Raw genomic sequence first — 24,832 nt, 5'->3', positions numbered from 1 at the left:
ACGACACCGAACTGGATCAAACAGAGACGGATGAGACACCGCGCAAGTCGCGCTCACTCGCCCCTCTGAAGATGATTTATCGCGAAGCGGCAAAATATCCGGCTCAGGTCATATTCGCACTCATCGCGCTCACCGTCACGGCAAGCGGGACGCTGGCCATCCCGGCTGCGGTTCAATTGATCGTTGATCGCGGGTTCGGAGCGACTGAAGGCGGAGCCGAAATTGCCCGCTGGTTTCGGTATCTTGGTTTGATCGTGGTGATTATCGCGCTTGGAACGGCCGCGCGATTCTATTTCGTCAGTTGGATCGGGGAACGCGTCGTCGCGGATATCCGCCGAAAGGTGCATCGCAATCTGCTGCGGATGTCGCCGGCATTTTACGAAGAAAACTCGCCCAAGGAAATCTCCAGCCGGATGACGTCGGATACGGCGGTCATCGAAACCGTCGTTGGCACAACTGTGTCTGTGGCTTTGCGCAATGTGTTTCTTGGCATAGGCGGCACGATTTACCTGCTCTGGCTGTTGCCGGGCTTCACCGTGTGGTTGGCTGTTGGGATTCCGTTGACAGTCCTGCCGATTGTGATTTTCGGGCGCCGAATTCGCACGATTTCACGGGACAGTCAGGACCGCGTTGCCGATGTGGGCGCGATGGTGACTGAAGTGCTTTCAGCGATGAAAGTGGTGCAGAGCTTTGGCCAGCAGCCGCGCGAGGCGGACCGGTTTGGCGACGCGGTTGAACGAACCTTTGAAACCGCACGCAGGCGCATCATTTTGCGCGCGGTCATGACCTCTATTGTGATCTTTTCGATTTTTGGGTCGATCGTGTTGTTGTTGTGGCGCGGTGCGGAAGCGGTGGCTGATGACGCCATTACGGCTGGTACGCTTATGTCATTTCTGGTCGGTTCAATGATCGTTGCGGGTGCGTTTGGGGCTCTCACCGAAGTGTATGGCGATTTGCTTCGCGGAGCGGGCGCGGCGAGCCGCCTTGCGGAATTGCTCGAAGCCAAGCCTGGAATTTTGGCCCCGGATCGCCCCGAACGCCTGCCTGTGCCGCCACGCGGCAGCCTTTCTTTCCGCAATGTGACGTTCCGCTATCCCGCTCGGCCAGAAACCGCAGCGCTGAAGGACTTCACGCTTGAGATTGAGCCGGGAGAGACAATTGCGATTGTCGGCCCTTCGGGCGCGGGCAAATCGACGATCTTCCAACTGGTCGAGCGGTTTTACGATCCGCAGCTCGGCACGATCCGGCTTGACGGGGTGCCGCTGACCAAGGCTGATCCCGCTGATATCCGCGACCGGCTGGCGCTGGTGCCTCAAGACGGCGTGCTGTTCAGCGCCGACGCCCGTGACAATTTGCGCTATGGCCGCTGGGATGCGAGCGACGAAGAGATTTGGGAAGCTGCACGCGCGGCCAATGCAGAGAAATTCCTGCGCGATCTTCCCAAAGGGCTCGACACTTATCTTGGCGAAGGCGGCACACAGCTTTCCGGCGGGCAACGACAGCGTGTGGCAATAGCGCGGGCGCTGTTGCGAGATGCGCCGATCCTGTTGCTGGATGAGGCGACCAGCGCGCTTGATGCCGAAAGCGAACAGCTTGTCCAACAGGCGCTCGATGCGCTGATGACGGACCGCACGACGCTGGTGATTGCGCACCGCCTTGCGACTGTTCGCAAGGCAGACCGGATCATCGTTCTCGATGGCGGCGAAGTGGTCGAACAAGGCACCCATGCCGAACTCTCCGCCGCAGGAGGGCTTTATGCGCGGCTGGCCAAGCTTCAATTCGCGACCAACCAAGCGGCGTAATCAAGCGCCAATGCCGCCGGTTTATCGACCAAGGGCATGGCGTATCGGATGAATTACACCCCTGACGTCGACTCTGCGCTACATATAGGCTCGGGACAAATGACAATTCCAAACGGGGACACGCAATTATGATCCGCACAACCAAGCTTTTGCTCGCTGGCACGGCTGCACTTGCCATGACCGGCGCAGCGCTCGCCAATGAGCACTCTCACGAAACGGGCGGCAACATCCATCTGCTCGAAGAAACCGAAGCAAGCGAAGCCGGTTCTGAGCCGTCTACGCCGACCATGGATTTCGGAAGCTGGGGAGTGGGGCTCGATCTGATCGATACCCAGCTTGATCCCGGGGATGACTTCAACGCCTATGCCAATGGCAAGTGGATTGCTGCCAACGAGATACCGGCAGATCGCCAGCGTTTTGGCGCGTTTGATATGCTGCGCGAAGGGTCGACGCAGGACGTGAAGGCACTGGTGCAGACTCTGGTCGATTCCGATCCAGCGCCTGGCACGCAAGCACGCCGGATTGTCGATGCATACAACGCCTATCTCGATGTCGATGCGATTGATGCCAGTGGTCTGGCGCCAGCGCAGCCATACTTGGATGCAATTTACGGCGCAGCCGATCTGGAGGCGCTGACAAAACTGTTTGGCAAGCCCGGCTATCCCTCGCTGGTGAGCGCCGGTGTGAACATCGATGCTCGTAACCCGACTCAATATGCGGTCAGCATCGGCTTTGACGGGATGGGTCTGCCCGACCGCGATTATTACCTCGTCGATTCCGAGAGCAATCTGGAAATTCGCGCGAAGTACAAAGAGTACCTCACCACTTTATTCTCCGCAGCGGGCTATGCCGATCCAGCGAACGCTGCCGAGGCGGTTTATGCGTTTGAGAGCAAGGTCGCTGCAATCGAGTGGGCGCGGCAAATTTTCCGCAAGCCGACCCTCACATATAACGAGCTTACACCTGAAGACCTCACCACTCTGGCCGGTGATTTCCCGATTGCGACGCTTCTGGAATCCGCAAAGCTTTCCGGCCAGCCGCGCTATCTTGCGGCGCAATTGCCACCGACCGACGAAGAGATTGAAGAGGCTGAGTTGACGCCCGAGCAGGTCGCGATGATCGGCGGCGGTTTGCCGGCCATGATGGAATTGCTGACCGAAACGCCGCTTGCGACGTTGCAGGCCTATATGGCGAAAAGCTTTCTGTCGTCGAACGCGGCGGTCCTTTCGAGTGATCTCGATACCGCGACTTTCGAGTTTTACGGCAAAGCGATCAGCGGTCAGGAAGAGCAGCAAGCCAGATGGAAGCGGGCGATTTCTGCAGTCGAAGGATCAATCGGTGAGCAGCTCGGTGCGCTGTATGTCGAACAATACTTCCCGCCCGACAGCAAGGCGCGGATGGATGAACTCGTTGCGAACCTGACCAAAGCGATGAGCGCCGCGCTCGACGAGAATGTGTGGATGACGCCGGCAACCATCGCCGAGGCGCGTAGCAAGCTTGAAGGCTTTGTCCCGATGATCGGGTACCCTGATGAGTTTAAGACCTATGATGGCCTCGAAATCACCTCCGACGATCCGCTGGGCAATCGCATGGCGACGATCCGCTGGAATGATGAGGATAATCTGTCGCGTCTGGGCACTGAAGTCGATCCGACCGAGTGGGGCATGTTCCCGCAAACGGTGAACGCCTATTATTCGCCGCTGACCAACCGGATCGTGTTTCCGGCAGCCATCCTTCAGCCGCCATTCTTTAATGGCAGTGCCGATCCAGCCGTAAACTATGGCGGCATCGGAGCGGTGATCGGCCATGAAATCGGCCACGGCTATGACGACCAGGGATCGCAGTTTGATGCGACCGGCACTTTGCGCAATTGGTGGCAGGACGAAGACCGTGATGGCTTCGTGAAATTCACCGATCAAATGGGCGATTTCATCAAATCCTATTGTCCGGTTGAAGGCTCAAACGGTCCAGAATGTTTGCGTCCCGGCCAATCGATGGGCGAAACGCTTGGCGATGTTGTCGGGCTGCAAATGGCCTACCGCGCCTATCGCATGTCGCTTGGCGGTGAAGAGGCGCCTGTGATTGACGGGCTGACCGGCGATCAACGGTTCTTCCTCGGCTACGCCCAGATCTGGCGCGGGATGGAGCGCGAGGAATCGCTGCGTAACCGCGTGATGACAGCGAACCACCCTCCGGGTGAGTTCCGTTTGAACAACGCCGTGCGTCATATCGATGCGTGGTACGACGCGTTTAACGTGACAGAAGGAGATGATCTCTACCTCCCGCCCGAAGAGCGCGTGAAGATCTGGTAATACAAAGATTGATCCAAAAGTTGACTTAGCCCGCGCTTCATTCATGGAGCGCGGGCTATGACTTTTATCCAGCTGCTTATCATTGCGGTGGTTCAGGGGATCACCGAGTTCCTGCCGATATCCTCGTCGGGGCATCTGATCCTGATTCCGACCTTCACGGACTTTTCCGACCAAGGTCCGCTGATCGATGTTGCGGTGCATGTCGGATCGCTGCTCGCGATCATTGTCTACTTTTTCAAAGACGTTCTTGTTCTTGCACGCGGCGGCTTTGCCAGCGTTGGCGTAGGCGCAAACGCGCCCAATGCGCCGTCGGAAAGGCGATTGTTCTGGTGGATTGTGCTTGGCACGATCCCGGCGGTTGCGTTTGGCCTTTCGATCAAGATGGGGCTGTTCAACGGTATCGCGACGAGTGTCTTCGGCGTGGAGATCGTGGACGACGATCTGATGAGCTCCATCCGGTTTACCGATCTCATCGCATTCAACCTCATCGCTTACGGCATCCTGCTCGGCATTGCAGACTGGATCGGCAAAGAGGTGAAGCAATTTGAGGATATGACCTGGCGCGATGGCTTGATAGTGGGCTTGGCTCAGGCGCTGGCGATTATTCCCGGCACGAGCCGTTCGGGTGTGACGATGACTGCGGCGCGGTTCCTTGGATACAAACGGGTCGAAGCGGCACGCTTTTCATTTCTTCTCTCGATCCCGGCGGTGGCTGGTGCGGGAGTGTTGATCGTGCCGGAGATTTTCGAGGCTGGCACTGCGCTGGCGTGGGATGCGCTAGTCGCAGGCGTGCTGACTTTCATTGCCGCATTTCTGACGATGGCGTTCCTGATGAACTTCCTCAAGAAAGCATCAATGATGGTGTTTGTGGTCTATCGGATCGCGATGGGCTGCGCGCTCTTATATTTCTTTTAGTTTGCGTCAGAATTATGAGCGCGCCGGAACTCTTTCGCGTTCGTGAGAGTTATTCAAATGACACGCAACATCTACAGGATTTGAATAGAAATGGCGTTACTCGTGCTGATTGTCTTGGGGGCGACCCTTGGTTGGCTGGCTTCAATTCTCACGCGAAGCGAAGCATCGGGCGCAATTTTGCGTCAAATGGGCCTTAGCATGCTTGCGACGATCGCCGTTGGACTATTCGTGAATGAATGGACGTTCATTGGCGGGCTGTCCGTGATCGCTTTGGGCGCAGGTTTTGCCGGCGGTGTCATTGCGCTGATCATCTATCATTTTTTCGTGAAAGATCCGGCTGAGGTCTGACCTAGACCGGGGCTGCGCTGCTGCCCCGTCCGCCGCGCAGATGATATTCCTGCGTTCCGCGGTTCACCACATAATCGACATCGATCACCGCGCTGTTGGCGTAGGTGAAGCCCGGCGCGAGATTTTTATAGAGCCGGTCAAAATCGCGCTCCACCGTCTGGCGGAACAGATCATCGAAGCTTTCGATTACAAAGTAGGTCGGCTGAAGATCGCTGATCACATAGTCGGTGCGCATCACCCGATCGACATTGAGCATGATCCGGTTCGGGCTTTCGGCCTCGACCGCGAATTTTGCTTCTGTCGGGCCTGAGAGAATTCCCGCTCCATAGGCTTTGATGCCGTCGGCTTCTTCGATCAGGCCGAACTCCACGGTATACCAATAGAGCGCACCGAGGGATTTGAGCCGATTGTAATGCATCGCCTTCCAACCGGCGCGGCCATATTCCTGCATGTAATCGGCATAGACCGGATCAGTCAGCATCGGGACGTGGCCGAACACATCGTGGAACACGTCGGGTTCCTGAATATAGTCGAAAGTCTCGCGCGTCCGGATGAAATTGCCCGCAGGGAAACGCCGGTTCGCCAGATGCCAGAAAAACACGTGATCCGGGATCAGCATCGGAACGGGCACGACGCTCCACCCGGTGAGCTTATCCAGTTCTTCAGACAGCACACCGAATTCCGGAATGCCGCCGCGTGACAGATCGAGCTTGTCGAGCCCTGCCATAAAGGCGCTGGCCGCACGACCGGGCAAAACCTCCATTTGGCGAGCGAACAGCTCATTCCAAATCCCGTGATCGTCCGATGAATAGTCGGTCTGCGCAGGTTCTAGCCAGTCGCCCCCCAAATGCGCAGGCTTCGCCAATGGCGCAGTAAAGACGTCTTCCGGCAGGTCGGGCAGACGAGAAAAATCGGTGTCAGGATCAGCAAGTGTAGCCATGATGTATCATGTGATACTACCATCGCCGCAAGGCAACACCAAACCGAGAGAAACTATGGGCCTAAAAGGCAAAGACTACCGCAAACTGCTCGAGCCGATGACGGAGGAGCTGGTCGGCATGGCCCGCTGGGCGCGGACAACCGGCGCGCGGATCGTGGTGCTGTTCGAAGGACGCGATACGGCGGGCAAGGGCGGCGCGATCCGCGCGGTGCGCGACAAATTGAACCCGCGCCAGTGCCGCACGGTTGCTCTTGGCAAACCAACCGATGATGAGCAGACGCAGTGGTATTTCCAACGGTACGTCGACCATCTGCCAAGCGCGGGTGAAATCGTGCTGTTCGACCGCAGCTGGTACAATCGCGCCGGTGTCGAAAAGGTGATGGGCTATGCGAAACCTGAACAGGTCGATGCGTTTCTCGAGCAAGCCCCGATCTTCGAAAAGCAACTGACCGATGACGGTATCCTGTTATTCAAATACTGGTTGACGACCGATCAGGATAATCAGGAAGAACGGCTTCGCGAACGGCTCGAGGATCCGTTGAAACGCTGGAAGCTTTCGCCTGTCGATCTCGCCGCGCGTGAGAAATACGATGCCTACACCGAAGCGCGCGAGGCGATGCTGAACGCGACGCACACTAACAACGCACCGTGGACTTTGGTGGATTTCAACGACCAGAAACGCGGGCGGCTCAGCCTGATTCGCGATTTGCTCGATCGGCTGCCCGACACCCATATCGAGCCACCAGCGATTGATTTTCCCGAGCTGGGCCGTGAGCCAAAGTCTGAAAGCTACACGGTGATCGAGCCAATCGCGGATTATCCGATCAAGGATTAGGTCGAAGCCTTCGCTTTGGTGATCTGGCGACCGTCGGCTGCGAATGCACCGAGTTCGAAGCCGTCTTCTGAAGCACGCATCACAAGGTGCAGCGGCTCCCCAGCTATTGCAGGCGAGACTCCGCGAAACTCGAATGTTCGCAGAGCGTTTTCGCCAAGCTTTCTTGCGGCCAGCTGCAATAAGAGGCTGGCAGTGAGCGGCCCGTGGACCACAAGTCCGCGATACCGCTCGACATCGCGGGCATAAGGCGCGTCATAATGGATGCGGTGCGAGTTGAACGTGAGCGAAGAATAGCGAAACAAAAGGCGCGGATCGGGAGTGAGAGCGCGATGCACGTCCCATCCTGAGGGATCGAAGCGTTCTTCCCCCTGCTCAGGCGGCAAAAGCGGCGCATCGGCAGGCGCGGCGTCCCGATAGACCAAAGTCTGCGTCTCGCGCACAGACAATGTGCCGTTGGCATGTGTCTCGTGGTCCACATTGACGAAGGCAAGCTTGCCGCTGCTGCCGTCTTTCTCGGTGATCGAAGCAACGCGGCTGGTGCGGGTGACAGTAGCGCCGATAGCGATAGGCGCGCGGAACTCCATGGCGCTCGAGGCCCACATTCTGCGCGGCATCGGGAATGGTGGAAGGAAGCTGCCTGAGCTGTCATCTCTAGCTGGATGCCCGTCTTCGCCAAGCGCTTCGGTCGGCGCATCGGGCGTGCAAAGCGCGAAATGGATGCCTTGCGGCATGATTGCAGGGTCAGGTTTCGCAAGATTGAAAGTCGCCAGCCAGCGCGTGGCTTGCGCCTCATCCAGATTGTCGCTCGACTGCTGCGCGCCTCCGATCCAAGCATCAAAGCTCATGTCGCGCGTTCAAACACCGCTGCGATACCTTGGCCACCGCCGATGCACATCGTTTCGAGCCCGTATCGCGCTTGGCGCCGGTGCATTTCTGCGGCCATGTCGGCGAGAATTCGCCCGCCAGTCGCACCGATCGGATGGCCGAGCGAAATGCCCGATCCATTAACGTTCAATATCTCGCGGCGGCTGTCATCCTCAGACCAGCCCCAACCTTTCAGGACAGCGAGCACTTGCGGCGCGAATGCCTCGTTGAGCTCAACCAAATCGATATCGCCCCAAGAATATCCGCGCCGTTCAAATAGCCGCTCGACCGCGGGAACAGGACCAATTCCCATGCGCGACGGGTCGCAGCCTGCCGCTGCCCAGCCGCCGAACCAGAGCGAGGGCTCCAGCCCCAACTCTTCAAGCTTGTCTTCGGCCACCACAAGACATGCCGCCGCTGCGTCGTTTTGCTGGCTCGCATTGCCTGCCGTTACGATGGCGTCAGGATCGCGTCTGCCATCAATGGGACGCAAGTCGGCAAGCGATTCTACAGTCGCGTCGGCGCGGTAGCCTTCGTCCTGATCGAACGTGATCGGGTCTTTGCGGCGCTGCGGTACTTCAACCGGCACGAGCTGCGCATCGAACTTGCCCGCTTCCCATGCTGCTGCCGCGTTCTGGTGAGAGCGGACGGCATAGGCATCGGCGTCTTCGCGGCTGATGCCATAGTCTTTGGCAAGGTTTTCCGCCGTTTCGATCATGCCGGTGATGACGCCAAAGCGTTCAATTGGCTGGCTCATCAAGCGTCCGCGCGAAAGGCGATCATGCAAAGTGATATCGCCCATGCGTGCGCCGCCGCGCCCTTGGAGCGTGTAATGTTCGACATTGGACATGCTTTCGCATCCGCCCGCGACGACGACATCGGCCATACCGGTTTCAACCATCATTGCGGCATTGGCGACCGCTTGCAGGCCGCTGCCGCAGCGCCGGTCCAGCTGATAGCCGGGCACTTCCAATGGCAATCCAGCGGCGAGCCATGACCAGTGCCCGATGGCCGGTGCTTCGGCGTTTCCATACCCTTGCGAGAACACAACATCATCGACGCGGGCAGGATCAATTCCGCTCCGCTCGACCAGCGCCTTCAGGATGATCGCGCCCAATTCACCTGCATTCAGGCTGGATAGCCCGCCGAGGAATTTGCCCACCGGAGTGCGCAGCGGCGAAACGATTGCGGCTCTTCTAGTCATCAGCGGTCCTTATCACTCAAAGCCACGGTTCCGGCATCCACAAGCTTGCCAATGGCGCCGCTCGACAGGCCAAGTCTTTCGGTAAGCACCTCTTCGGAATGCTGCCCGAGGTAAGGCGCGGGCGCCGGATCGCCCGCGCTTTGATCGGGTATGTTCGCAAAGGAACGCGGCGCGGGATATTCAAAACCTGATGGGTTTGCCGGCGAAGGGCCGAACATCGGATTGTCGGTGACAAGCGCGGGATCGTTCGCCGCCTCATGCGCAGTGCGGTATTTCTCGAAGGTGCAGCCATGTGCCGCCATGAGCGATTCCAGCACATTGTAATCGTGGCTACCCGCGACATTCTGGAAGATGTCGAACAGCGCATGGCGATGTTTGAAGCGGGGATCGTCGCCATCGGCAAATGTAACGCCCACTTCCGCTTCGAGCTTGCTGATCGGCGATGCTACGCCGAAAGCCTCGACCAGGCCCGCCCATTGCTTCGCCGTGAGCGCTGCCACCATAAAGCGTACGCCGTCTTTTGACCGGAAATCGCGGCCAAATGCGCCCCAGATCGCATTGCCAAGCCGCTCCCGGTCGCTGCCACGATACAGCATCTCTGCCATCATTCCAGCATTGGCGGTCGTACCGATAGCGACATCGCCGAGCGGCACGCGCACTTCCGAGCCCAGGCCGGTCGCATCGCGGTGGCGAAGCGCGGCGAGCATCGCAAAGGCGCAATAGGCACCCGTTATGAAATCCCACGCGGGCAGCACTTGGTTGACCGGCGGCGCGGTTGCCATGTCCCAATCATCCGGTCCGGTCATCAATGGATAGCCAGATGCAGCGTTGACGGTGAAATCCATCGCCTGTCGCCCGTCATGCCAGCCCATGATCCGCACCGATGTGAGATCAGGTGCGCCCTCCGGCTGAGCCGCTTTGATCGCGGCGTGGCTGAGAAAACTCTTCTCCGGCAGGTTGGTAATGCACTGGCCTGTTTTGGCTGCCAGCTCGACGCATAATTCGCGCCCTTCGCCGCTGCGCAGGTCGAGCGCGACCGATTTCTTGGCCCGGTTCAGGTTCTCCCAAGACAGCGAGCGCCCTTCTTTGGTGAGCATGTAGCGGTCGTAATCCAGCCCGCCGGCCTTGTGATCGACGCGGATCACCTCTGCGCCCATCTGCGCGCAATACAGGCCAGCGGTCGGAGAGGCGACAAAGCTGGAAACCTCGATAATCGAAAGGTCGCTTAGAAGATTATACAAGGTGGGTTATCCGTTCATCGCTTCCCATTCGCGCAGCATATGCTTGGCGATCTGGAGTTGGAGAATCTGTGTGGTGCCTTCGTAAATCCGGTAGATACGCGCATCTCGGAAAAACCGCTCGGCATCGTATTCTGCCAAGTAACCAGCCCCGCCATAGATTTGCACGACACGGTCCACGACACGCCCGCACATTTCAGAGGCAAAGACTTTGAATGCAGCGGCTTTGGTGATGATATTCTCGCCGCGATCAGCACGAGCCGTGACATCGCGCATCATGCATTCGGCGGCGTAGATCTCGGTCTCGCTGTCGGCGAGCATCGCCTGGATCAGTTGGAAATTGGCAATCGGCTCGCCAAACGCCTTGCGTTCATTGGCGTAGCGGAGCGCGGAGTTTAGCGCACGGCGAGCATAGCCGGTTGCCGCCGCGCCAACTGAAATACGGCCATTGTCGAGGCTTTGCATTGCAAAGCGGAAACCTTTGCCGGTCTCTCCGCCCAATAGAGCATCACCGGGCACCTTCACATCATCAAGCATGATGTCGGAAATGTGCGAGCCTGACTGCCCCATCTTCTTGTCCGGCGAACCGGTTGAAACGCCCGGTGTGTTCATCGGAACAAGAAACGCGCTGACATGCGCATTCTTTGGCAGGGCGTCTTTCTCTGTTCGTGCCATGATCAGCGCGACATCGGCATGCGGCGCGTTGGTTATGTACCGCTTGGTTCCGTTGAGTACCCATCCGTTGCCATCTGGATCGGGTGTGGCGGTGGTCTGCATGGCCGCGGAATCGCTGCCTGAGCCCGGTTCAGTCAGGCCAAAACAGGCAATCTTGCCTTCGACCAACTGCGGATACCACTCGGCGCGCTGGGCTTCGGTTCCGCCATTTTTAAGGGCGCTCGCGAACATCCCGACATTGATCGAGAAGATCGAACGGTATGCAGGCGCGGCATAGCTCATTGCGTTCACGACGCGGGCATATTGCGTAACGTTCAGACCTGCGCCGCCATATTCCTCAGGCACTGAAATCCCGAACAAGCCCATTTCGCGCATTTCGTCGACGATTTCCGGCGGGACCGCGTCATTCTCGATCAATTCGCCCTCTGCGGGGATTAACCGCTCGCTGACATAGCGATCCAATTGTTCGGCGAATTGTTCGAATGTGTCTTCGTCCATTCCCGGATTTACGGCGGCATTCATTGCAGGTTCGATCCTCTCATTAGGGCGCAGGCTTGTCGCCTATCCTACTCGGCTTCCGCACCAGAAGGATTGGCGTCTTCGTCCACCGGTTCCGCGGCAACCGCCGCATCTGGATCGGGCACCACGCCTTCCGGCAGGCCGCGTTCGTCCAGCATTTCAGCGGCTTCTTCGAGCGCGCGCGCTTCGCCCTCGCTAACAGCGCCGGGCGCGGTTCCGCCCGAGCTGTCGCAAGCCGCCAGAGCGACGCAGGCTGTCACAAGCATCACTTGGCTGTGACGATGTGAAAGTCGCATCATTCGATTTCGATATTGGCTGCGGCTTCTGCTGCTTCAGCGGCCAGTGCGGCTTCGGCGGCTTCCGCTGCTTCAACGGCTTCTGCAACACCTGCAGCAGCTTCTGCCGCTTCTTCTGCCGTTGCCGTGTCCACCGGAGGCGGGCCTTCAACTTCGGCGACAGACGTGTCTTCAACCGGCTCTTCCGCAACCGGCTCAAGCGCTTCCTCGGCAGGCATTTCTACCGTTTCGACCTCAAGATTGTTCGAAGCGTCATCCGAGCTTCCGCATGCAGCCAATGCGAGTGACGCGGTGCCAAGCATGGCGATAGTGGTGAATTTCTTCATCAGGGTTTCCTCCTCGATAATCCCAAACATGATTGCCTGAGACGTGTAGCCAAGGCCGGGCTGTTTATCAAAGCGCGAAATGATGATCCGTATCGAGACAGTGGTGCCTTGGCGCGCTCGTCTTTCCACAAAGCGCGCTATGCCACCGGAATGACACACACGCGCCCATCAGCTGAAACAGCCTCGCTTTCCCGCCCATCCATCTGGGGTGGCCTCGTCGTTGCTTCACTGGCGGCTGCCGCCTTGCCTGTGGCGGCTGTCACGGCGCAGGCTCCAGCGCCCCGCATGTCGGCTTTCACTGTGATGGAAACGGGCCGCGGCTTCGAAAGTCTACAGCAAGCGGTCGACTCGATTGGCGCGGCCAAGGGAACCATCCAAATCGCTCCGGGCACTTATCGCCAATGCGCCGTTCAGACCGCAGGCGTCATTAGCTACGTTGCGGACACATATGGCACGGCGGTGCTCGATCGGACCGCCTGCGAAGGTAAAGCGGCGCTGGTATTGCGCGGTGTTGGCGCTGAGGTGCGCGGCGTGACGTTCAGCGGCATCAATGTGCGCGATGGCAATGGCGCGGGCATCCGGTTGGAGAAAGGCTCGCTCAATGTTGCATTCGGGCGTTTCCTAAACAGCCAGCAAGGCATTCTGACGGCTAACAATCCGAATGGCCGCATCTTCATCACGCGTTCGACATTCAGCGGGCTTGGCACATGCGAGAATTCCGCAGGCTGCGCGCACTCGATCTACACTGGCGACTATGGTCAGCTGACGGTGCGCGAAAGCCGGTTTGAGCGCGGTCAAGGCGGGCACTATCTCAAAGCGCGTGCCAGCAATGTGGTGATTGAAGGCAATTCGTTTGACGATGCCAATGGCCGCGGAACGAACTACATGATCGATCTGCCCGCAGGCGCCACGGGACGCATCGCCCAAAACTGGTTTGTGCAGGGGCGTGACAAGGAAAACTACTCCGCCTTCATCGCGTTGGGCGCAGAGCAGAACCTGCATGGCTCTGACGGTCTGAACGTGACCAACAACGAAGCCCGCTTTGTTCCCGGTCTGCGCCGCGCAAGCGTATTCCTCGCCGATTGGACAGGTTCGCGCGTGGTTATGTCTGGTAACCGTCTCGCAGACGGTCTGACGCAATACGAAGAGCGGTAAGGGTTTAGCCGAAAGCGGGCGCGAAGTGCACTGCGCCGCTCGGCAAATCGCCTTCCAGCAACAGGCACTGAAAAAACTCGGGCGGCGCGCCTTCATAGGTGAGCTGCGGCTCGTGCACGAAGCCGAAGCGCGGATAATAAATATTGCTGCCGAGCAAGACGATGCCCTTCGCACCATGCGCCCTCATGTCGGCAATTCCGCGCTTGATTAAAGCGCCGCCAACGCCGCGTTGTTGAAGCTCGGGCCAGACGGAGACCGGTCCAAGCCCGTACCAGTCCTTTGCGCCGTCTCCGACTGTTACCGGAGAGAATGCGATATGCCCCACGATCCGTTCGGCGTCTTCTGCGATCAGAGAAAGGGTCAGGTCACCATCCGCGCGCAAGCGATCAATAAGGTCGGGCTCGCTCCCGTCCGAGAACGGCATGGGATTGAATGCAGCCGTAGTCATCGCGTGAATGGTTGCTTCGTCGCCCGGCGCTTCGGGTCGGATCGTGATGGCGATTTCCGGGCCTCTCATTTCAGCAAATGTCCTGATCTGTCTCGTTTGGTCGCGAGGTAACGCTCATTGAAAGGATTGTCAGGCAGCTGATGTTGAACCCGCTGCGTTATGGTGACGCCCGCGCTTGAAAGCGCGTCGACCTTCTTCGGATTGTTGGTCATCAGACGAATCGTTGTCGCACCCAGCAGTTCGAGCATGCGCGCAGCGGTGCCGAAATCGCGGGCTTCATCGGGCAGGCCCAACCGCTGGTTCGCATCGACTGTATCAAAGCCAACATCCTGCAGCCGGTAGGCGCGCAGCTTATTGATAAGGCCAATCCCGCGTCCTTCCTGCCTCATGTAAAGCAGCGCGCCCCAGCCGCCGTCTTTGGCAGCGTGCTCCGCCATGGCATGAAGAGCGGCATCGAGCTGCGGCCCGCAGTCGCATTTGAGGCTGCCGAGAATATCACCAGTCAGGCATTCGGAATGGAGCCTGACCAATGGTTCCCGGTCACCCGATTGATTGCCGATGATGAGCGCCACATGCTCGCGGGTGTCTGCAGAGGAGCGGAACGCAACAATCTCGGCTGTTTCACTGGCAGTGACTGGAAGTTTCGCGCGGGTCACAATCCTTAGGGCGCCCGTTTCGGTGTAAGCGTCCAGATCGGATGTAGAAACAGCCTGCGGCTCGCCAGCATCAACTGGATCAACCATGAAGGCGGGCAAGATACCCGCAATGCGGGCGAGCTCCATGGCTGTCGCGGCGATGTCTTCCCAACGAAGCGTTGCGGCCTGAAACGGCCCCTTTAAAGGATTGCGCAAATCGAGCGCCGGATCGGCAATCGGGATCGCGCTTGTCATATCAAACGGCTCCCCGCCGCGGATCAGAACCGGAGCATGGGGAGCAGCAGCTTCACGCTGATTGGCAAGTTTTAGCGTCGCGGCCCGGGCAGCGGATATCAGCATTTGATCGGCGACCGCGCCGCTAGCGACGGCTGTTTCCACTGGCAGCAAGACAGGGCCACCTTCAAACGCGAGTGGCCATCCATGACGCAAGGCATCGACGGCCTGCGCCGCGCGGCGGGACGGAGACGGTGTCTCGCTCAGAGATCAAACTCCGTGATGAGCGGGATATGATCGGACGGTTTTTCCCAGCTGCGCGCTTCTTCAAGAATGCGGTGGCCGGTTGCCTGCTTCGCCAAGCTTTCGCTGGCCCACATGTGGTCCAACCGCCGCCCGCGATCATTCTTGCTCCAGTCTGGAGAGCGGTACGACCACCAGCTGAAATAACGATCGGGGTCTTTGATGAACTCACGTCCCAGATCCACAAATCCATGCGCGTCTTGGAAGCGCTTGAGCGTTTCCACTTCAAGCGGGGTGTGGCTGACGACTTTCAGGAGTTGTTTGTGGCTCCACACGTCGCTTTCGAGCGGTGCGATGTTGAAATCGCCAACGATTAGAGTGGGCTTTTCGATATTCTCGGCCCAACGAGTCATCCGCTCCAGAAAGTCGAGCTTTTGGCCGAATTTCACGTTCTTTTCGCGGTCGGGAATGTCGCCGCCAGCGGGGACATAGACATTCTCGACGACAGTATCTTTACCGATGATTTCGACACCGACATGTCGCGCTTCGCCATTGGCTTGCCAATCATAGCGGGAGACTTCGCGGATCGGCACGCGGCTGACGGTGGCCACCCCGTGATATCCCTTTTGCCCGCAAACGGCCTGATGTTCATAACCCATCGCGGCAAAGGCTTCGGCGGGGAACTTGTCGTTCTCACACTTGATCTCTTGCAAGCACAGGATGTCCGGTGCGTGCTCCTGCAAATAAGTTTCGACAATCGGCAGGCGCAAGCGGACCGAGTTGATGTTCCAAGTGGCTACAGAAATCATGTGACCGCACTTAGGGGGCCGGGGAAAATCCGACAAGGTTTAGCTTTCCCGTCACAATGGATAGCGATAGCGTGAGCGCAAATCTGTTCTTGGAGTCCTCTCAATGATCCGCACGCGCCTGTTCACCACTGCTTTGATCGCGTCTACCCTGTCGCTTGCTGCTTGCAACACAACGAACAATTACAATGGCGTGCCAATCGCCGCTAGCCCGGTGCAAAGCGCACCTGCTGCGGATGCTCCGAAAAAGGCAAAGAACGTGATCCTGTTTATTGGTGACGGGATGGGGATTTCCACGATCACGGCCGCGCGGATTTATGAAGGGCAAAAGCGCGGGGAGACCGGCGAAGAAAACCTGCTTAGCTTTGAAAAGTTCGAGAATGTCGCGTTGGTCAAAACCTATAATGTCGATGCGCAAGTCCCAGACAGTGCGGGCACTGCGACAGCCATGCATTCCGGCGAAAAGACAAATATCGGCCTGCTCGGTGTCGGTCCCGATACGCAGCGCGGCGATTGTGCGTCGGGTCTTGCCAATCCGCTTCCGCTGCTTGGCGAAGAGGCCAAAGGCAAGGGCTTGGCATTGGGTATCGTTTCGACCGCGCGGATCACGCATGCAACGCCGGCTAGCGTTTATTCGCGCAGCCCGGACCGAAATTGGGAATCCGATATGGGCATGCCCGAAGACCAGCGCGGTCTGGGCTGTAAGGACATTGCGACGCAGCTTATCGAAGCCGATTGGGACGTCGCATTGGGCGGCGGACTGGCCGCTTTCTACGGCAAAAGTGTCGAGGATGCGGGCCGACGCCTTGAGCCGGATGCGGATCTGACGGCAAATTGGGTGCAGCGGACCGGTGGCACATTCGTGACCAGTGCCGATGCATTGGCCTCTGCGCCGATGGGCAAGCCGCTGCTCGGCCTCTTTTCGCTCAGTCATATGACTTACATGGCAGAACGCATGGACGGGAAAGGGGAAGGCGAGCCGACGCTAACGGATATGACCTCGCAAGCCATCGCCCGGCTCAAATCCGACCCTGAAGGCTACTACCTGATGGTCGAATCGGGACGGATCGACCACGGGCATCATGCGGGCCGTGCTGGTTGGGCTCTGGAAGAAACCGTCGAGTTCGCTCGGGCAATCCAATACGCAATCGACAACACCGATGCCGATGAAACTCTGATCATGGTCACCGCCGATCACAGCCACGTCTTCACAATCGCAGGCTATCCGCGGCGCGGGAATGACATCTTAGGCTTGGTTGTGTCGCCTGAAAGTGGTGGCGCTGAAGCCGCGAAGGCCGCAGATGGCAAACCTTACACGACGCTTGGCTATGCCAACGGCCCCGGTGCTATCGCCAATCAGGCCGAGCGTTCCGTCCCGGAAACCGGCATCAACGCAAAGCAGCAGTCAGCAATCCCGACGCGGAGTGAAACGCATGCAGGTGAAGATGTCGCGCTTTACGCCAGTGGTCCGGGATCGGAAAAAGCGCGCGGTGTGATTGAGCAGAACAAAATCTACGACATCATCCGATCAGCATTCGGCTGGAAGTAGATACAAAAAACCCCTGTCCCGGGGGCGGTGGGACAGGGGTTCCATTTAGCGTTCGTCACGCTTGTACAAAGCAGCATTCCCGAAGGGCTGGGCAACAGGGGGGAAACCCGCCTTTCCGCTACCTTGTGATGTATAATTACGCGAAATTGGCTTTCAGGTATATGAATAACACCCTAGTTTTGTCGCATACGTACAACTTTTTGAGGTCAAACCGTTCAGCGCGGGCGACGGGATGAACGGCGCGGATCGCGGAACTTGAAAGTGCTCTCTGCGACAGAGACGCCGTAGCGGTGATTCGTCAGCCGCACCGTTGTCCGGTGATTCTGTGCGTCCATCGCCACCCAGTGGGTAAGCTGCATCCCGCCCGGAGCGCTGGGATCGTTGACGAAAATCAGGTTCATCACGCCAAATTCAGGACGTTTGGGATCGCGAACTTCGATGCTCAAAACTTCTGACGAGCTTGTTGGCATAAGCTTGCCGTACTTTTTCACATCGCGGCTGGGATCGAGCAACGCACCTAAAGGCGAGTTTTTGATAGGCCAGCGTTCGACCTGATTGACCTCGTAATCGACCATGTAGAGCGATCTGCCGTTCGAGATCACGAGCAGATCGGAATCCTTGCCGTAATCGAAACGAATTTTGCCCGGACGTTTCAACGTCATGGTGCCACGCGCAACATTGCCAGCGCGATCAGTCTGGGAGAAGTCCGCGCGCATGGTTGAAATCGCGCGCAAGGCCGCAACTGCGCGATCAAGCTTGGCGCTGTTTGATTGCGCCTGAGCCGCAGGGACAGCGGTAAAAGGCTGCGCAATGGGCAAGGCAAGAGCTGCCGCGCCAATGCAGGCTGCGGCTACGATCCGCGAGGAGCGGGTTTTCAGGAATGAGGTCAGCATTGTCATGCCCCGGTCGTTAAGGACGAAGCGTTGAACTGCGGCTGAACTGTCAGAATTGCAAGCAGTAAGGTTGGCAAGCTGCGTATCGGCAGGCGCGCCAGAACGGAGATCTTACTTGATCTTCGCTTCCTTGAACTCGACGTGCTTACGCGCGACCGGATCGTACTTACGGAACACCATCTTTTCGGTGATATTGCGCGGGTTCTTTTTGGTCGTGTAGTAAAAGCCCGTGCCCTCGGTCGAGACGAGCTTGATCTTGACGGTTGCGGGCTTCGCCATGGCGCTATCCTAAGTCTGTTCTGGTGGGCCGGAGATCGGCCAGAAAATATAAAGCGGCGCGCCCATTTGCGTGGGGCACCGCCGATAGAAGCGCGCCATTCGCCGATTCCCGTGGAAAAGTCAAGCGCGCTGCGCCTTCAGAGTTACCAATCTGATCGGCTGACCTTCCCGCGATTGGCCTTTACCTCGCCGCGGACTTTCTTGCTCTTGAGGCGTTTGGTCTTTCCGACGCGGTTCACGCGGGTTTTGGCGCGCTTTTTGGGTTGCCGGTGGGCTTCCTCAATCAACTCTTCCAGCTTCGCGCGCGCCGCCTGCCGGTTGGCATCCTGCGTCCGGTGTTGGCGCGCAGTAATGAGCAAGTCGCCCGCTGCAGTCAGTTTTGATCCTGCTACGTCGCGGAGCCGCGCGAACACGGGCGGAGGAAGACGCAGCGCGTAGATGTTCACGCGCAGCTGCACTTCGGTTGCGACCTTGTTCGCATTTTGCCCGCCGGGGCCCGACCCCGCGAGGAAGCTTTCCTCTGCGAGCGCATGGGCCCGGTCGATTAGAGTGTTATCCATTGTCCGATTCGGATGTTGGCGCAGGTGCCCGCTCTGGAGGGGCGGGTGGCTCTGGTGTGGTTAGCCCAGCACGCTCGAAATCCTCGGGGAACGGCGCAAATGCACTGATCGGATTTTTGCCCTCGCGGGTGATATGGATCGCCTCTGCGTGCAGCATCGTGCGCGGCGCGCCTTTGTTTTGCCCGCGCACCGGCCCGTATACCGGATCGCCAAGCAGCGGAGCGCCCAACCCTTGCAGAGCGTGGACGCGGAGTTGGTGCGTGCGGCCTGTTTCAGGGCGGAACCGGATTAGCGAGCGCTTCTTATCGCCCTCACCAATCACCTGTAGCAATTCCCAATGCGAAACGGCGGGCTTGCCTTTTTTCGCAGCGATCATCCGCCAGCCTTTTTCGGCTGAACTGATTTTCGACAGATTGAGCGAAATTGTGCCAGAATGCTCGGCAGGCTCGAAATCGACAATCGCGAGATAGGTCTTGCCCACGAGCCGATCTTCAAAAGCCTTATTGAAACGCTTCAAGGCTTTCGGGTTGCGGGCCATCAGCAGGCAGCCGCTGGTGTCGGTATCAAGCCGATGCACAGCAACCGGCGGGCGTTGAAAGCCCATCTTCAATTGTTCGATGTGATCGAACAGGGCGGGACCGCCGCGTTTTGGACGGTCAACCGGAAGGCCAGCAGGTTTGTTGATGACCAGCGCCTCGCCATCTTCGAACAGGATCGGGATATTCATATGAGCGTGCCTTTAAACAGGCCGCGCACAGCATTGCCGAGCATAAAGCCATTGGTAAGATCATCGAGCGTCAGGTCCGCTTCGTGCGCCTGCTCTTTCTCGATCAAGAATTCGCGCAGCACTCCCGGCAACAGGCCAGATGATGCGCGCGGGGTGAGGTAAATGCCGTCCCGCTCGATAAAGATGTTGGTATAGGTGCCCTCGGTTACAAGTCCGTCTTCGCGCACTAGGATGGCTTCATCGCCGCCCATGCTCTTTGCTGCCGCAAGCGCATCTTCGTAAAACCCGCGATCCGATGTCTTGTGGGCAAGCCGCCAATCGGACGGATCAAGCGGGTTGGGCAGCGCAATCGCTTTAGCGGGAGCCTGTCGAGGTGCGGGCATCGGGCCCGTTTCCAGCGCAGTTGCGCCGCTGCGCGCAGCGAGAAGTCGCAGTTTCGCTGGTTCTTCCAGTTCAAAGCACAAAGCCTGGATCTGATTGCGTGCGGCGTGGCGATCAAACTCGAACCCAAGCTCCGCAGCGCTCTTCTTCATCCGGGCGAGGTGCAATTCGAGCAGGGCAATCCCGGTTTCCGGGTCAAACGCCATTGTCTCGATCAAATCGAATGCTGGCGCGGTGTGGTCCGGCGACGAACGGCGCGCAAAACCTGCCTTCACTTCGCATTCGCGCCGCTCGGCTAGCGGATCGCTGTCTGCCACGATGGCCGATCCAACCCCCAGAACGGCGCTGCCCTGATTGTTCTCAATCGGTGTTAGACGCAACGTTCGGATCGCAACATTAAAGGCTGCGTTGCCGCCTTCGTCTATCCGTCCGATAGCCCCGCAATACGGGCCGCGAGCGTCGCGTTCATGTTCATTGATCAGTTCCATCGCGCGGATTTTCGGCGCGCCTGTAATCGAGCCGCACGGAAAAAGCGCGCGAACAAGATCCATGGCGCTGGTATCAGGCGAAAGCTGCGCGCGGACACTGGAAACCATTTGATGAACCGTCGGGTAGCTTTCGATCGCAAAGGGAGCGTCGACGCGCACACTGCCTGGCACCGCAACGCGGCTGAGATCATTCCGCATCAGATCAACGATCATCAGATTTTCGGCTTTGTCCTTGACCGAAGTCGACAGCTCGTCCGCCAAGGCGCGATCCGCAGCAGGATCAGCGGCCCGCGGGCGGGTGCCCTTCATCGGCTTGGCTTTTGCCTGATCGCCGTCGAGCGCCACGAACAGTTCGGGCGAAAAGCTCAAAAGCCAGTGCGAACCGTCAAACAACAATCCGCCATAGCCCGCGCTCGCGGCGCTTCGCAGCGAGGCATAGAGCGCCAAGGCGTCGCCGCGATAGGACCCGGCCAGCGGGTAGGTCAGATTGGCCTGATAAATATCGCCCGCATGGATGGCTTCGCGCAATGCCGCAAAAGCCGCTTCGTAACCGCCGGGCGAAAGCTGCGGATCGAGCGGGCCGATTGAGGCGGTGCCTTCGCTGCGCGCGGCAAGCCATGATGGCACGTCTTGAGCAGCGATGCGTACAGGTTCGTCAAACAGGCCGAGCCAAACCAGCGGTCCCGACGCACCTGTCCGAGCTTCAGCAAGCGCCGCCAGCCTCGGTTCGAGCGAAAGCCCCGCTTCATAAGCGATATAGCCAGCAAGGTGGCCCCCTTTGGCTCGTGCAATATCGGCTTTGGCCAGAACCTCATCGACTTGATCAGGCCTATGCGCCACGAAGATTTCGCGCGGCGCTTCGTAAAAAAGCGTATCCGCCGCGCACTCATCGCGGGCATCATCAAGCAGGAGGAAAGGCGTAGTCTGACCCATCACCCCTGCCTTAGCCAATTGCGCTCTCAAGTCGAGTGCTTGACCGCTCCGCTTTGCCTATGCAGAGCTTTGGACGAACAATTTTAACCTCAGGGACGGGCACACAATGAGCGATATCTTTCTTGGACTTGGTGGCAATGGCGAAAACCAGAGCCTCGCGCTGAGCCGTGCAAACCGCCACGGGTTGATCGCAGGGGCGACCGGTACCGGTAAAACAGTTACACTGCAGGGCCTTGCCGAAAGCTTTTCTGCCAATGGTGTTCCAGTGTTTGTTGCCGATGTGAAAGGCGATCTGTCGGGCATCGCAATGCCGGGTTCGCCGACTTTCAAGCATGCTGACAAGCTGGAAGGCCGCGCGAAAGAATTGGGCATGGAAGACTATACCTATTCCGATAATCCGGTGGTTTTCTGGGATTTGTTTGGCGAGCAAGGCCACCCGATCCGCACGACAATCACAGAGATGGGCCCGCTCTTGCTCGCGCGTCTGCTTGATCTGAATGACACTCAGGAAGGCGTGCTCCAGATCGTGTTCAAGCATGCCGATGAAAACGGTTTGCTGCTGCTCGATTTTGGCGATCTGCAATCGCTGCTGCAATGGGCTCATGAAAACTCGAAAGAGCTTTCGGGCGTCTACGGCAACGTATCAAAGCAATCGGTAGGCGCGATCCAGCGGCAATTGTTGTCGTTCGAGGCGCAAGGCGCAGACCATTTCTTTGGCGAGCCTGCGCTGGAAATCGATGATTTTCTGATGACCGATGAGAATGGGCGGGGACATGTGAATGTGCTCGCAGCGGACACATTGATGCGCAGTCCAAAACTGTATGCGACATTCCTTCTGTGGTTGCTGGCGGAGCTTTTCGAAACGCTTCCTGAGGTCGGTGATCCTGAAAAGCCCAAGCTCGTTTTCTTTTTCGACGAGGCCCACCTGCTGTTCGATGATGCGCCCAAAGCGCTGCAGGAAAAGATCGAGCAAGTCGTCCGCCTGATCCGCTCCAAAGGCGTGGGCGTGTTCTTCGTGACGCAAAACCCGATCGACATTCCTGAGGAAGTCGCGGGCCAGTTGGGCAATCGCGTTCAGCATGCGCTGCGGGCCTTCACGAAACGGGATCAGCGCGCGATCAAAGCGGCAGCCGAGACATTTCGGATCAATGATGATCTCGACACTGAAGAGGTTATCACAGAACTCAAAGTGGGTGAGGCGCTGGTCTCAACGTTGGATGAAGAGGGTGCTCCGACAGTGGTGCAGCGCACTTTGATTAAGCCGCCTCGCTCGCGGCTCGGCCCGCTCACAAAGAAAGAGCGGGCGATCATCCAGTCGATCAGTCCGTTTGAAGGGAAGTACGACGAAACAGTTGACCGCCAGAGCGCAGAGGAAGTTCTCGCTCAAAAGACAAAAGATGCTGTCGAGACCGCCGAAGAGGTCGCCGAAAAGGGTGAGGCCGAAGTGGCGAAGCGCCCTCGCAAGACCAAAAGTATGTGGGAGAAAGCAATCTCCCGCGGCACCAAAGTCGCGGCAGGCGGTATGGCTGGCGCGGCTGCTGCCGCAGTGCTTGGCAAAAAGAGCCGTTCCAACCCGATGAAGTCGGGCATCAAATCGGCGGCGGGCTCAATTGCGACCGACCTCGCTGGGCCGATCGCTGGCCGCTTTGTGCGTAATCTTATCGGCGGGCTGATGCGCTAAGGGCGATGGACCGCGCGCTCGCCGATTTCCTTACCAAGAACCAACTGGCGGATCCCGAAGATTGGAGTGCGCTTTACGATGCAGAGCGAGTACGTGCCTTGCTGTTGGAGGCAGCGCGTAGCGAGCGAGCCCTCAGCTACTCGGAGATACTCGCGCGGTTAGGATTCCGCTTCACGCGGCCTAAGATGCGAGCGTTGTGCCGGACGCTCGACGCAATCGACGCCGCCGCCAGCACAAATCGCGAGCCGGAACTGGCCGTTTTGGTTGTCCGGGAGAGCGATGGCCTCCCGGGGCAAGGTTGGTGGACGGGCAGGCGCGATTATGACGGCGTGTGGACGGGGCAGGAGGCCAAGCGCTTCGTGCGCCAACTGCAGGGAAAGGCATTCTCTTATTGGAGTTAGAGCCTGACTTCCCGAGCGCATTCAGCTTTTTGCGGCGACCAATGTGTGGTTTTCATATGCGAGCCGGACCGGCATCGAAAACTTGATCAGCGCCTCTCCACCGACCTCTTCCAACAACGCTTCGCATGCAGCGCGATCATTCCCTTCGAGTGATTCAAAGTGATCGAGCGCGCGTTGCAGCATCCACAGGCTGAATGTGCGAGCGATGCCTTCGCCTTGGACGCCTTCAATTGTGAATGATGCCATCCCGACACCGCGCGGGATTTCTGCTTCGGGATTTTCTTGCAGCCAGCTTTCTAGCAGGTTTGCAGTTTCGCCCAGAAACGGAACGTGTTCTCGCATCATCCGCGCAAGGATAGGCAGCAAGGTTTCGGGAATTTCGTCGTCAAGCAAAAAGTCGCCGGATAGCGGCGTTTCTGGACTGACCATCCTTTCGACCCATTCGGCAACGCGCGGGGCAAGCCGCTTCATGATCTTTCCGGACGCAGGATCACGGTACAAGTGGGCGTAGAGAGGGCCGATCAAACCATAATCGCCGATTGAAGGGCGACTGCCGAATAGAAACGGATGATCCGCGAAATGCGCGTCCAGATCGGCAAGCAACGCTTCGTAGCTCGCTTCAATAGCGGGGATGGTCGTGTCATTGATACCAAGCATCGGCACAAATCCGCGGAACTGTTTCCCGATCATGGCGCCTGCCGCGATCTGTTGATCGCGCGGCGCATCGGGCATCATATTTCGCCCGAACTCCTCCAAAATCCATTCTTCGTTGTAGTTCCAGCGGTAATGCATGGCGGGCAGCACCAACCATTCATCGCCAAAGCATTCCAGCAGTCGCGCGGCGAAGTGTTGTCTGGGTGTGTCTGGATAGATCGAAGGGCCGCCCAGCGTTTTTTCGAAATGATCGATGATCAGCGATGTGTCTTGCAACACTGCGCCATCTTCGGTCTCGACAACCGGAATGATCATTCTGCCAATGGCCGGAACGATCACTTCGTTTCGGATCTGGAGATTGGGCGCAATTTCAACGTAGTCGGCGCCTTTCCAGTCGAGGTAAGCGCGCGCTTTTCCGGAAAAAAGCGAAGCTGGTGAGCCGTACATTGTGTTCGTCATGATGTGTCTTTCGCCAGCTTGAGAAGCAAAGT

Annotated in this window: 25 protein-coding genes; 9 read left to right on the top strand and 16 right to left on the bottom strand. The window is 58.4% G+C overall.

The annotated features are described in order from the left end of the window. The first annotated feature begins 71 nt into the window (after window positions 1-71). The 4 genes from MWU39_RS13015 to MWU39_RS13000 all read left to right on the top strand — a co-directional run bounded on the left by MWU39_RS13015 (window position 72) and on the right by MWU39_RS13000 (window position 5,377). A complete protein-coding gene (locus MWU39_RS13015; protein ID WP_247161098.1) occupies window positions 72-1,802 on the top strand; it encodes an ABC transporter transmembrane domain-containing protein in 1,731 nt (576 codons plus the stop codon). A gap of 128 nt (window positions 1,803-1,930) precedes the next feature. Further along, the gene (locus tag MWU39_RS13010; protein ID WP_247160565.1) at window positions 1,931-4,114 is read left to right on the top strand and encodes a M13 family metallopeptidase; all 2,184 of its coding nucleotides are present in this window, start codon (window positions 1,931-1,933) and stop codon (window positions 4,112-4,114) included. A 57-nt stretch (window positions 4,115-4,171) separates the two neighbouring features. Next, window positions 4,172-5,029 carry an undecaprenyl-diphosphate phosphatase gene (locus MWU39_RS13005; protein WP_247160564.1) on the top strand — a complete coding sequence of 286 codons (858 nt, stop codon included), beginning with the start codon at window positions 4,172-4,174 and terminating at the stop codon, window positions 5,027-5,029. Between the two features lie 90 nt (window positions 5,030-5,119). Further along, entirely contained in the window at window positions 5,120-5,377 is a 258-nt protein-coding gene (locus MWU39_RS13000) for a hypothetical protein (RefSeq protein ID WP_247160563.1), read from the top strand. Window position 5,378: 1 nt separating this feature from the next. Here MWU39_RS13000 and phhA read toward each other — a convergent pair whose 3' ends face one another. Further along, window positions 5,379-6,317 (bottom strand): phenylalanine 4-monooxygenase, encoded by a 939-nt coding sequence (gene phhA / locus MWU39_RS12995; RefSeq protein ID WP_247160562.1) that lies wholly within the window; start codon window positions 6,315-6,317, stop codon window positions 5,379-5,381. Between the two features lie 55 nt (window positions 6,318-6,372). Here phhA and ppk2 point away from each other — a divergent pair, with 55 nt between their 5' ends. Beyond that, on the top strand, window positions 6,373-7,152 hold the full coding sequence (ppk2, locus tag MWU39_RS12990) for a polyphosphate kinase 2 (protein WP_247160561.1): 780 nt from the start codon (window positions 6,373-6,375) through the stop codon (window positions 7,150-7,152). Here the strand turns inward: ppk2 and MWU39_RS12985 are convergent. From MWU39_RS12985 to MWU39_RS12960, 6 genes are read right to left on the bottom strand one after another with little or no spacing between them, the layout of a single operon-like run. After that, window positions 7,149-7,997: a MaoC family dehydratase N-terminal domain-containing protein gene (locus MWU39_RS12985; protein ID WP_247160560.1), complete on the bottom strand. Its 849-nt coding sequence runs from the start codon at window positions 7,995-7,997 to the stop codon at window positions 7,149-7,151. The genes ppk2 and MWU39_RS12985 overlap by 4 nt on opposite strands. After that, window positions 7,994-9,220 carry an acetyl-CoA C-acetyltransferase gene (locus tag MWU39_RS12980; RefSeq protein ID WP_247160559.1) on the bottom strand — a complete coding sequence of 409 codons (1,227 nt, stop codon included), beginning with the start codon at window positions 9,218-9,220 and terminating at the stop codon, window positions 7,994-7,996. Before MWU39_RS12980 ends, MWU39_RS12985 begins: the two co-directional genes overlap by 4 nt. After that, window positions 9,220-10,461: a CoA transferase gene (locus MWU39_RS12975; protein ID WP_247160558.1), complete on the bottom strand. Its 1,242-nt coding sequence runs from the start codon at window positions 10,459-10,461 to the stop codon at window positions 9,220-9,222. The genes MWU39_RS12980 and MWU39_RS12975 overlap by 1 nt, the downstream gene beginning before the upstream one ends. A gap of 6 nt (window positions 10,462-10,467) precedes the next feature. After that, the gene (locus MWU39_RS12970) at window positions 10,468-11,655 is read right to left on the bottom strand and encodes an acyl-CoA dehydrogenase family protein (protein ID WP_247160557.1); all 1,188 of its coding nucleotides are present in this window, start codon (window positions 11,653-11,655) and stop codon (window positions 10,468-10,470) included. 44 nt (window positions 11,656-11,699) lie between these two features. Continuing rightward, a complete protein-coding gene (locus tag MWU39_RS12965) occupies window positions 11,700-11,951 on the bottom strand; it encodes a hypothetical protein (protein ID WP_247160556.1) in 252 nt (83 codons plus the stop codon). After that, the gene (locus tag MWU39_RS12960; RefSeq protein WP_247160555.1) at window positions 11,948-12,403 is read right to left on the bottom strand and encodes a hypothetical protein; all 456 of its coding nucleotides are present in this window, start codon (window positions 12,401-12,403) and stop codon (window positions 11,948-11,950) included. The genes MWU39_RS12965 and MWU39_RS12960 overlap by 4 nt, the downstream gene beginning before the upstream one ends. A 21-nt stretch (window positions 12,404-12,424) precedes the next feature. Here MWU39_RS12960 and MWU39_RS12955 point away from each other — a divergent pair, with 21 nt between their 5' ends. Next, window positions 12,425-13,429, top strand: coding sequence for a right-handed parallel beta-helix repeat-containing protein (locus MWU39_RS12955; protein ID WP_247160554.1), 1,005 nt, complete (start codon window positions 12,425-12,427; stop codon window positions 13,427-13,429). Between the two features lie 4 nt (window positions 13,430-13,433). On the opposite strand, the gene MWU39_RS12950 is transcribed toward MWU39_RS12955, so the two are convergent. The 3 genes from MWU39_RS12950 to xth form a co-directional block, all read right to left on the bottom strand. Continuing rightward, a complete protein-coding gene (locus MWU39_RS12950) occupies window positions 13,434-13,946 on the bottom strand; it encodes an N-acetyltransferase (protein ID WP_247160553.1) in 513 nt (170 codons plus the stop codon). Further along, on the bottom strand, window positions 13,943-14,911 hold the full coding sequence (ribA, locus tag MWU39_RS12945) for a GTP cyclohydrolase II (protein WP_247160552.1): 969 nt from the start codon (window positions 14,909-14,911) through the stop codon (window positions 13,943-13,945). The genes MWU39_RS12950 and ribA overlap by 4 nt, the downstream gene beginning before the upstream one ends. A 98-nt stretch (window positions 14,912-15,009) precedes the next feature. Beyond that, window positions 15,010-15,798 carry an exodeoxyribonuclease III gene (gene xth / locus MWU39_RS12940; protein WP_247160551.1) on the bottom strand — a complete coding sequence of 263 codons (789 nt, stop codon included), beginning with the start codon at window positions 15,796-15,798 and terminating at the stop codon, window positions 15,010-15,012. 103 nt (window positions 15,799-15,901) lie between these two features. Here xth and MWU39_RS12935 point away from each other — a divergent pair, with 103 nt between their 5' ends. Continuing rightward, window positions 15,902-17,344 (top strand): alkaline phosphatase, encoded by a 1,443-nt coding sequence (locus MWU39_RS12935; RefSeq protein WP_247160550.1) that lies wholly within the window; start codon window positions 15,902-15,904, stop codon window positions 17,342-17,344. A gap of 215 nt (window positions 17,345-17,559) precedes the next feature. On the opposite strand, the gene MWU39_RS12930 is transcribed toward MWU39_RS12935, so the two are convergent. The 5 genes from MWU39_RS12930 to pabB all read right to left on the bottom strand — a co-directional run bounded on the left by MWU39_RS12930 (window position 17,560) and on the right by pabB (window position 21,605). Continuing rightward, entirely contained in the window at window positions 17,560-18,243 is a 684-nt protein-coding gene (locus MWU39_RS12930; RefSeq protein WP_247160549.1) for an outer membrane lipoprotein carrier protein LolA, read from the bottom strand. Window positions 18,244-18,348: 105 nt separating this feature from the next. Beyond that, window positions 18,349-18,516 carry a 50S ribosomal protein L33 gene (rpmG, locus tag MWU39_RS12925; protein WP_108789883.1) on the bottom strand — a complete coding sequence of 56 codons (168 nt, stop codon included), beginning with the start codon at window positions 18,514-18,516 and terminating at the stop codon, window positions 18,349-18,351. A 143-nt stretch (window positions 18,517-18,659) separates the two neighbouring features. Next, window positions 18,660-19,076: an alternative ribosome rescue aminoacyl-tRNA hydrolase ArfB gene (gene arfB / locus MWU39_RS12920; RefSeq protein ID WP_247160548.1), complete on the bottom strand. Its 417-nt coding sequence runs from the start codon at window positions 19,074-19,076 to the stop codon at window positions 18,660-18,662. Next, a complete protein-coding gene (locus MWU39_RS12915; protein WP_247160547.1) occupies window positions 19,069-19,803 on the bottom strand; it encodes an RNA pseudouridine synthase in 735 nt (244 codons plus the stop codon). The genes arfB and MWU39_RS12915 overlap by 8 nt, the downstream gene beginning before the upstream one ends. Beyond that, on the bottom strand, window positions 19,800-21,605 hold the full coding sequence (gene pabB, locus MWU39_RS12910) for an aminodeoxychorismate synthase component I (RefSeq protein ID WP_247160546.1): 1,806 nt from the start codon (window positions 21,603-21,605) through the stop codon (window positions 19,800-19,802). The genes MWU39_RS12915 and pabB overlap by 4 nt, the downstream gene beginning before the upstream one ends. 106 nt (window positions 21,606-21,711) lie before the next feature. Here pabB and MWU39_RS12905 point away from each other — a divergent pair, with 106 nt between their 5' ends. After that, window positions 21,712-23,286, top strand: coding sequence for a helicase HerA-like domain-containing protein (locus MWU39_RS12905; protein WP_247160545.1), 1,575 nt, complete (start codon window positions 21,712-21,714; stop codon window positions 23,284-23,286). A 5-nt stretch (window positions 23,287-23,291) separates the two neighbouring features. Continuing rightward, window positions 23,292-23,687, top strand: coding sequence for a ribose-phosphate pyrophosphokinase (locus MWU39_RS12900; RefSeq protein ID WP_247160544.1), 396 nt, complete (start codon window positions 23,292-23,294; stop codon window positions 23,685-23,687). 21 nt (window positions 23,688-23,708) lie between these two features. Here the strand turns inward: MWU39_RS12900 and MWU39_RS12895 are convergent, their stop codons facing one another. Then, complete coding sequence (locus MWU39_RS12895; RefSeq protein WP_247160543.1) at window positions 23,709-24,800, bottom strand: glutathione S-transferase family protein; 1,092 nt, start codon at window positions 24,798-24,800, stop codon at window positions 23,709-23,711. Window positions 24,801-24,832: the final 32 nt, after the last annotated feature.

Source organism: Erythrobacter sp. F6033 (assembly GCF_023016005.1).
Taxonomy (GTDB): Bacteria; Pseudomonadota; Alphaproteobacteria; order Sphingomonadales; family Sphingomonadaceae; genus Erythrobacter.
This window is presented reverse-complemented; position numbering and strand designations above follow the sequence as displayed.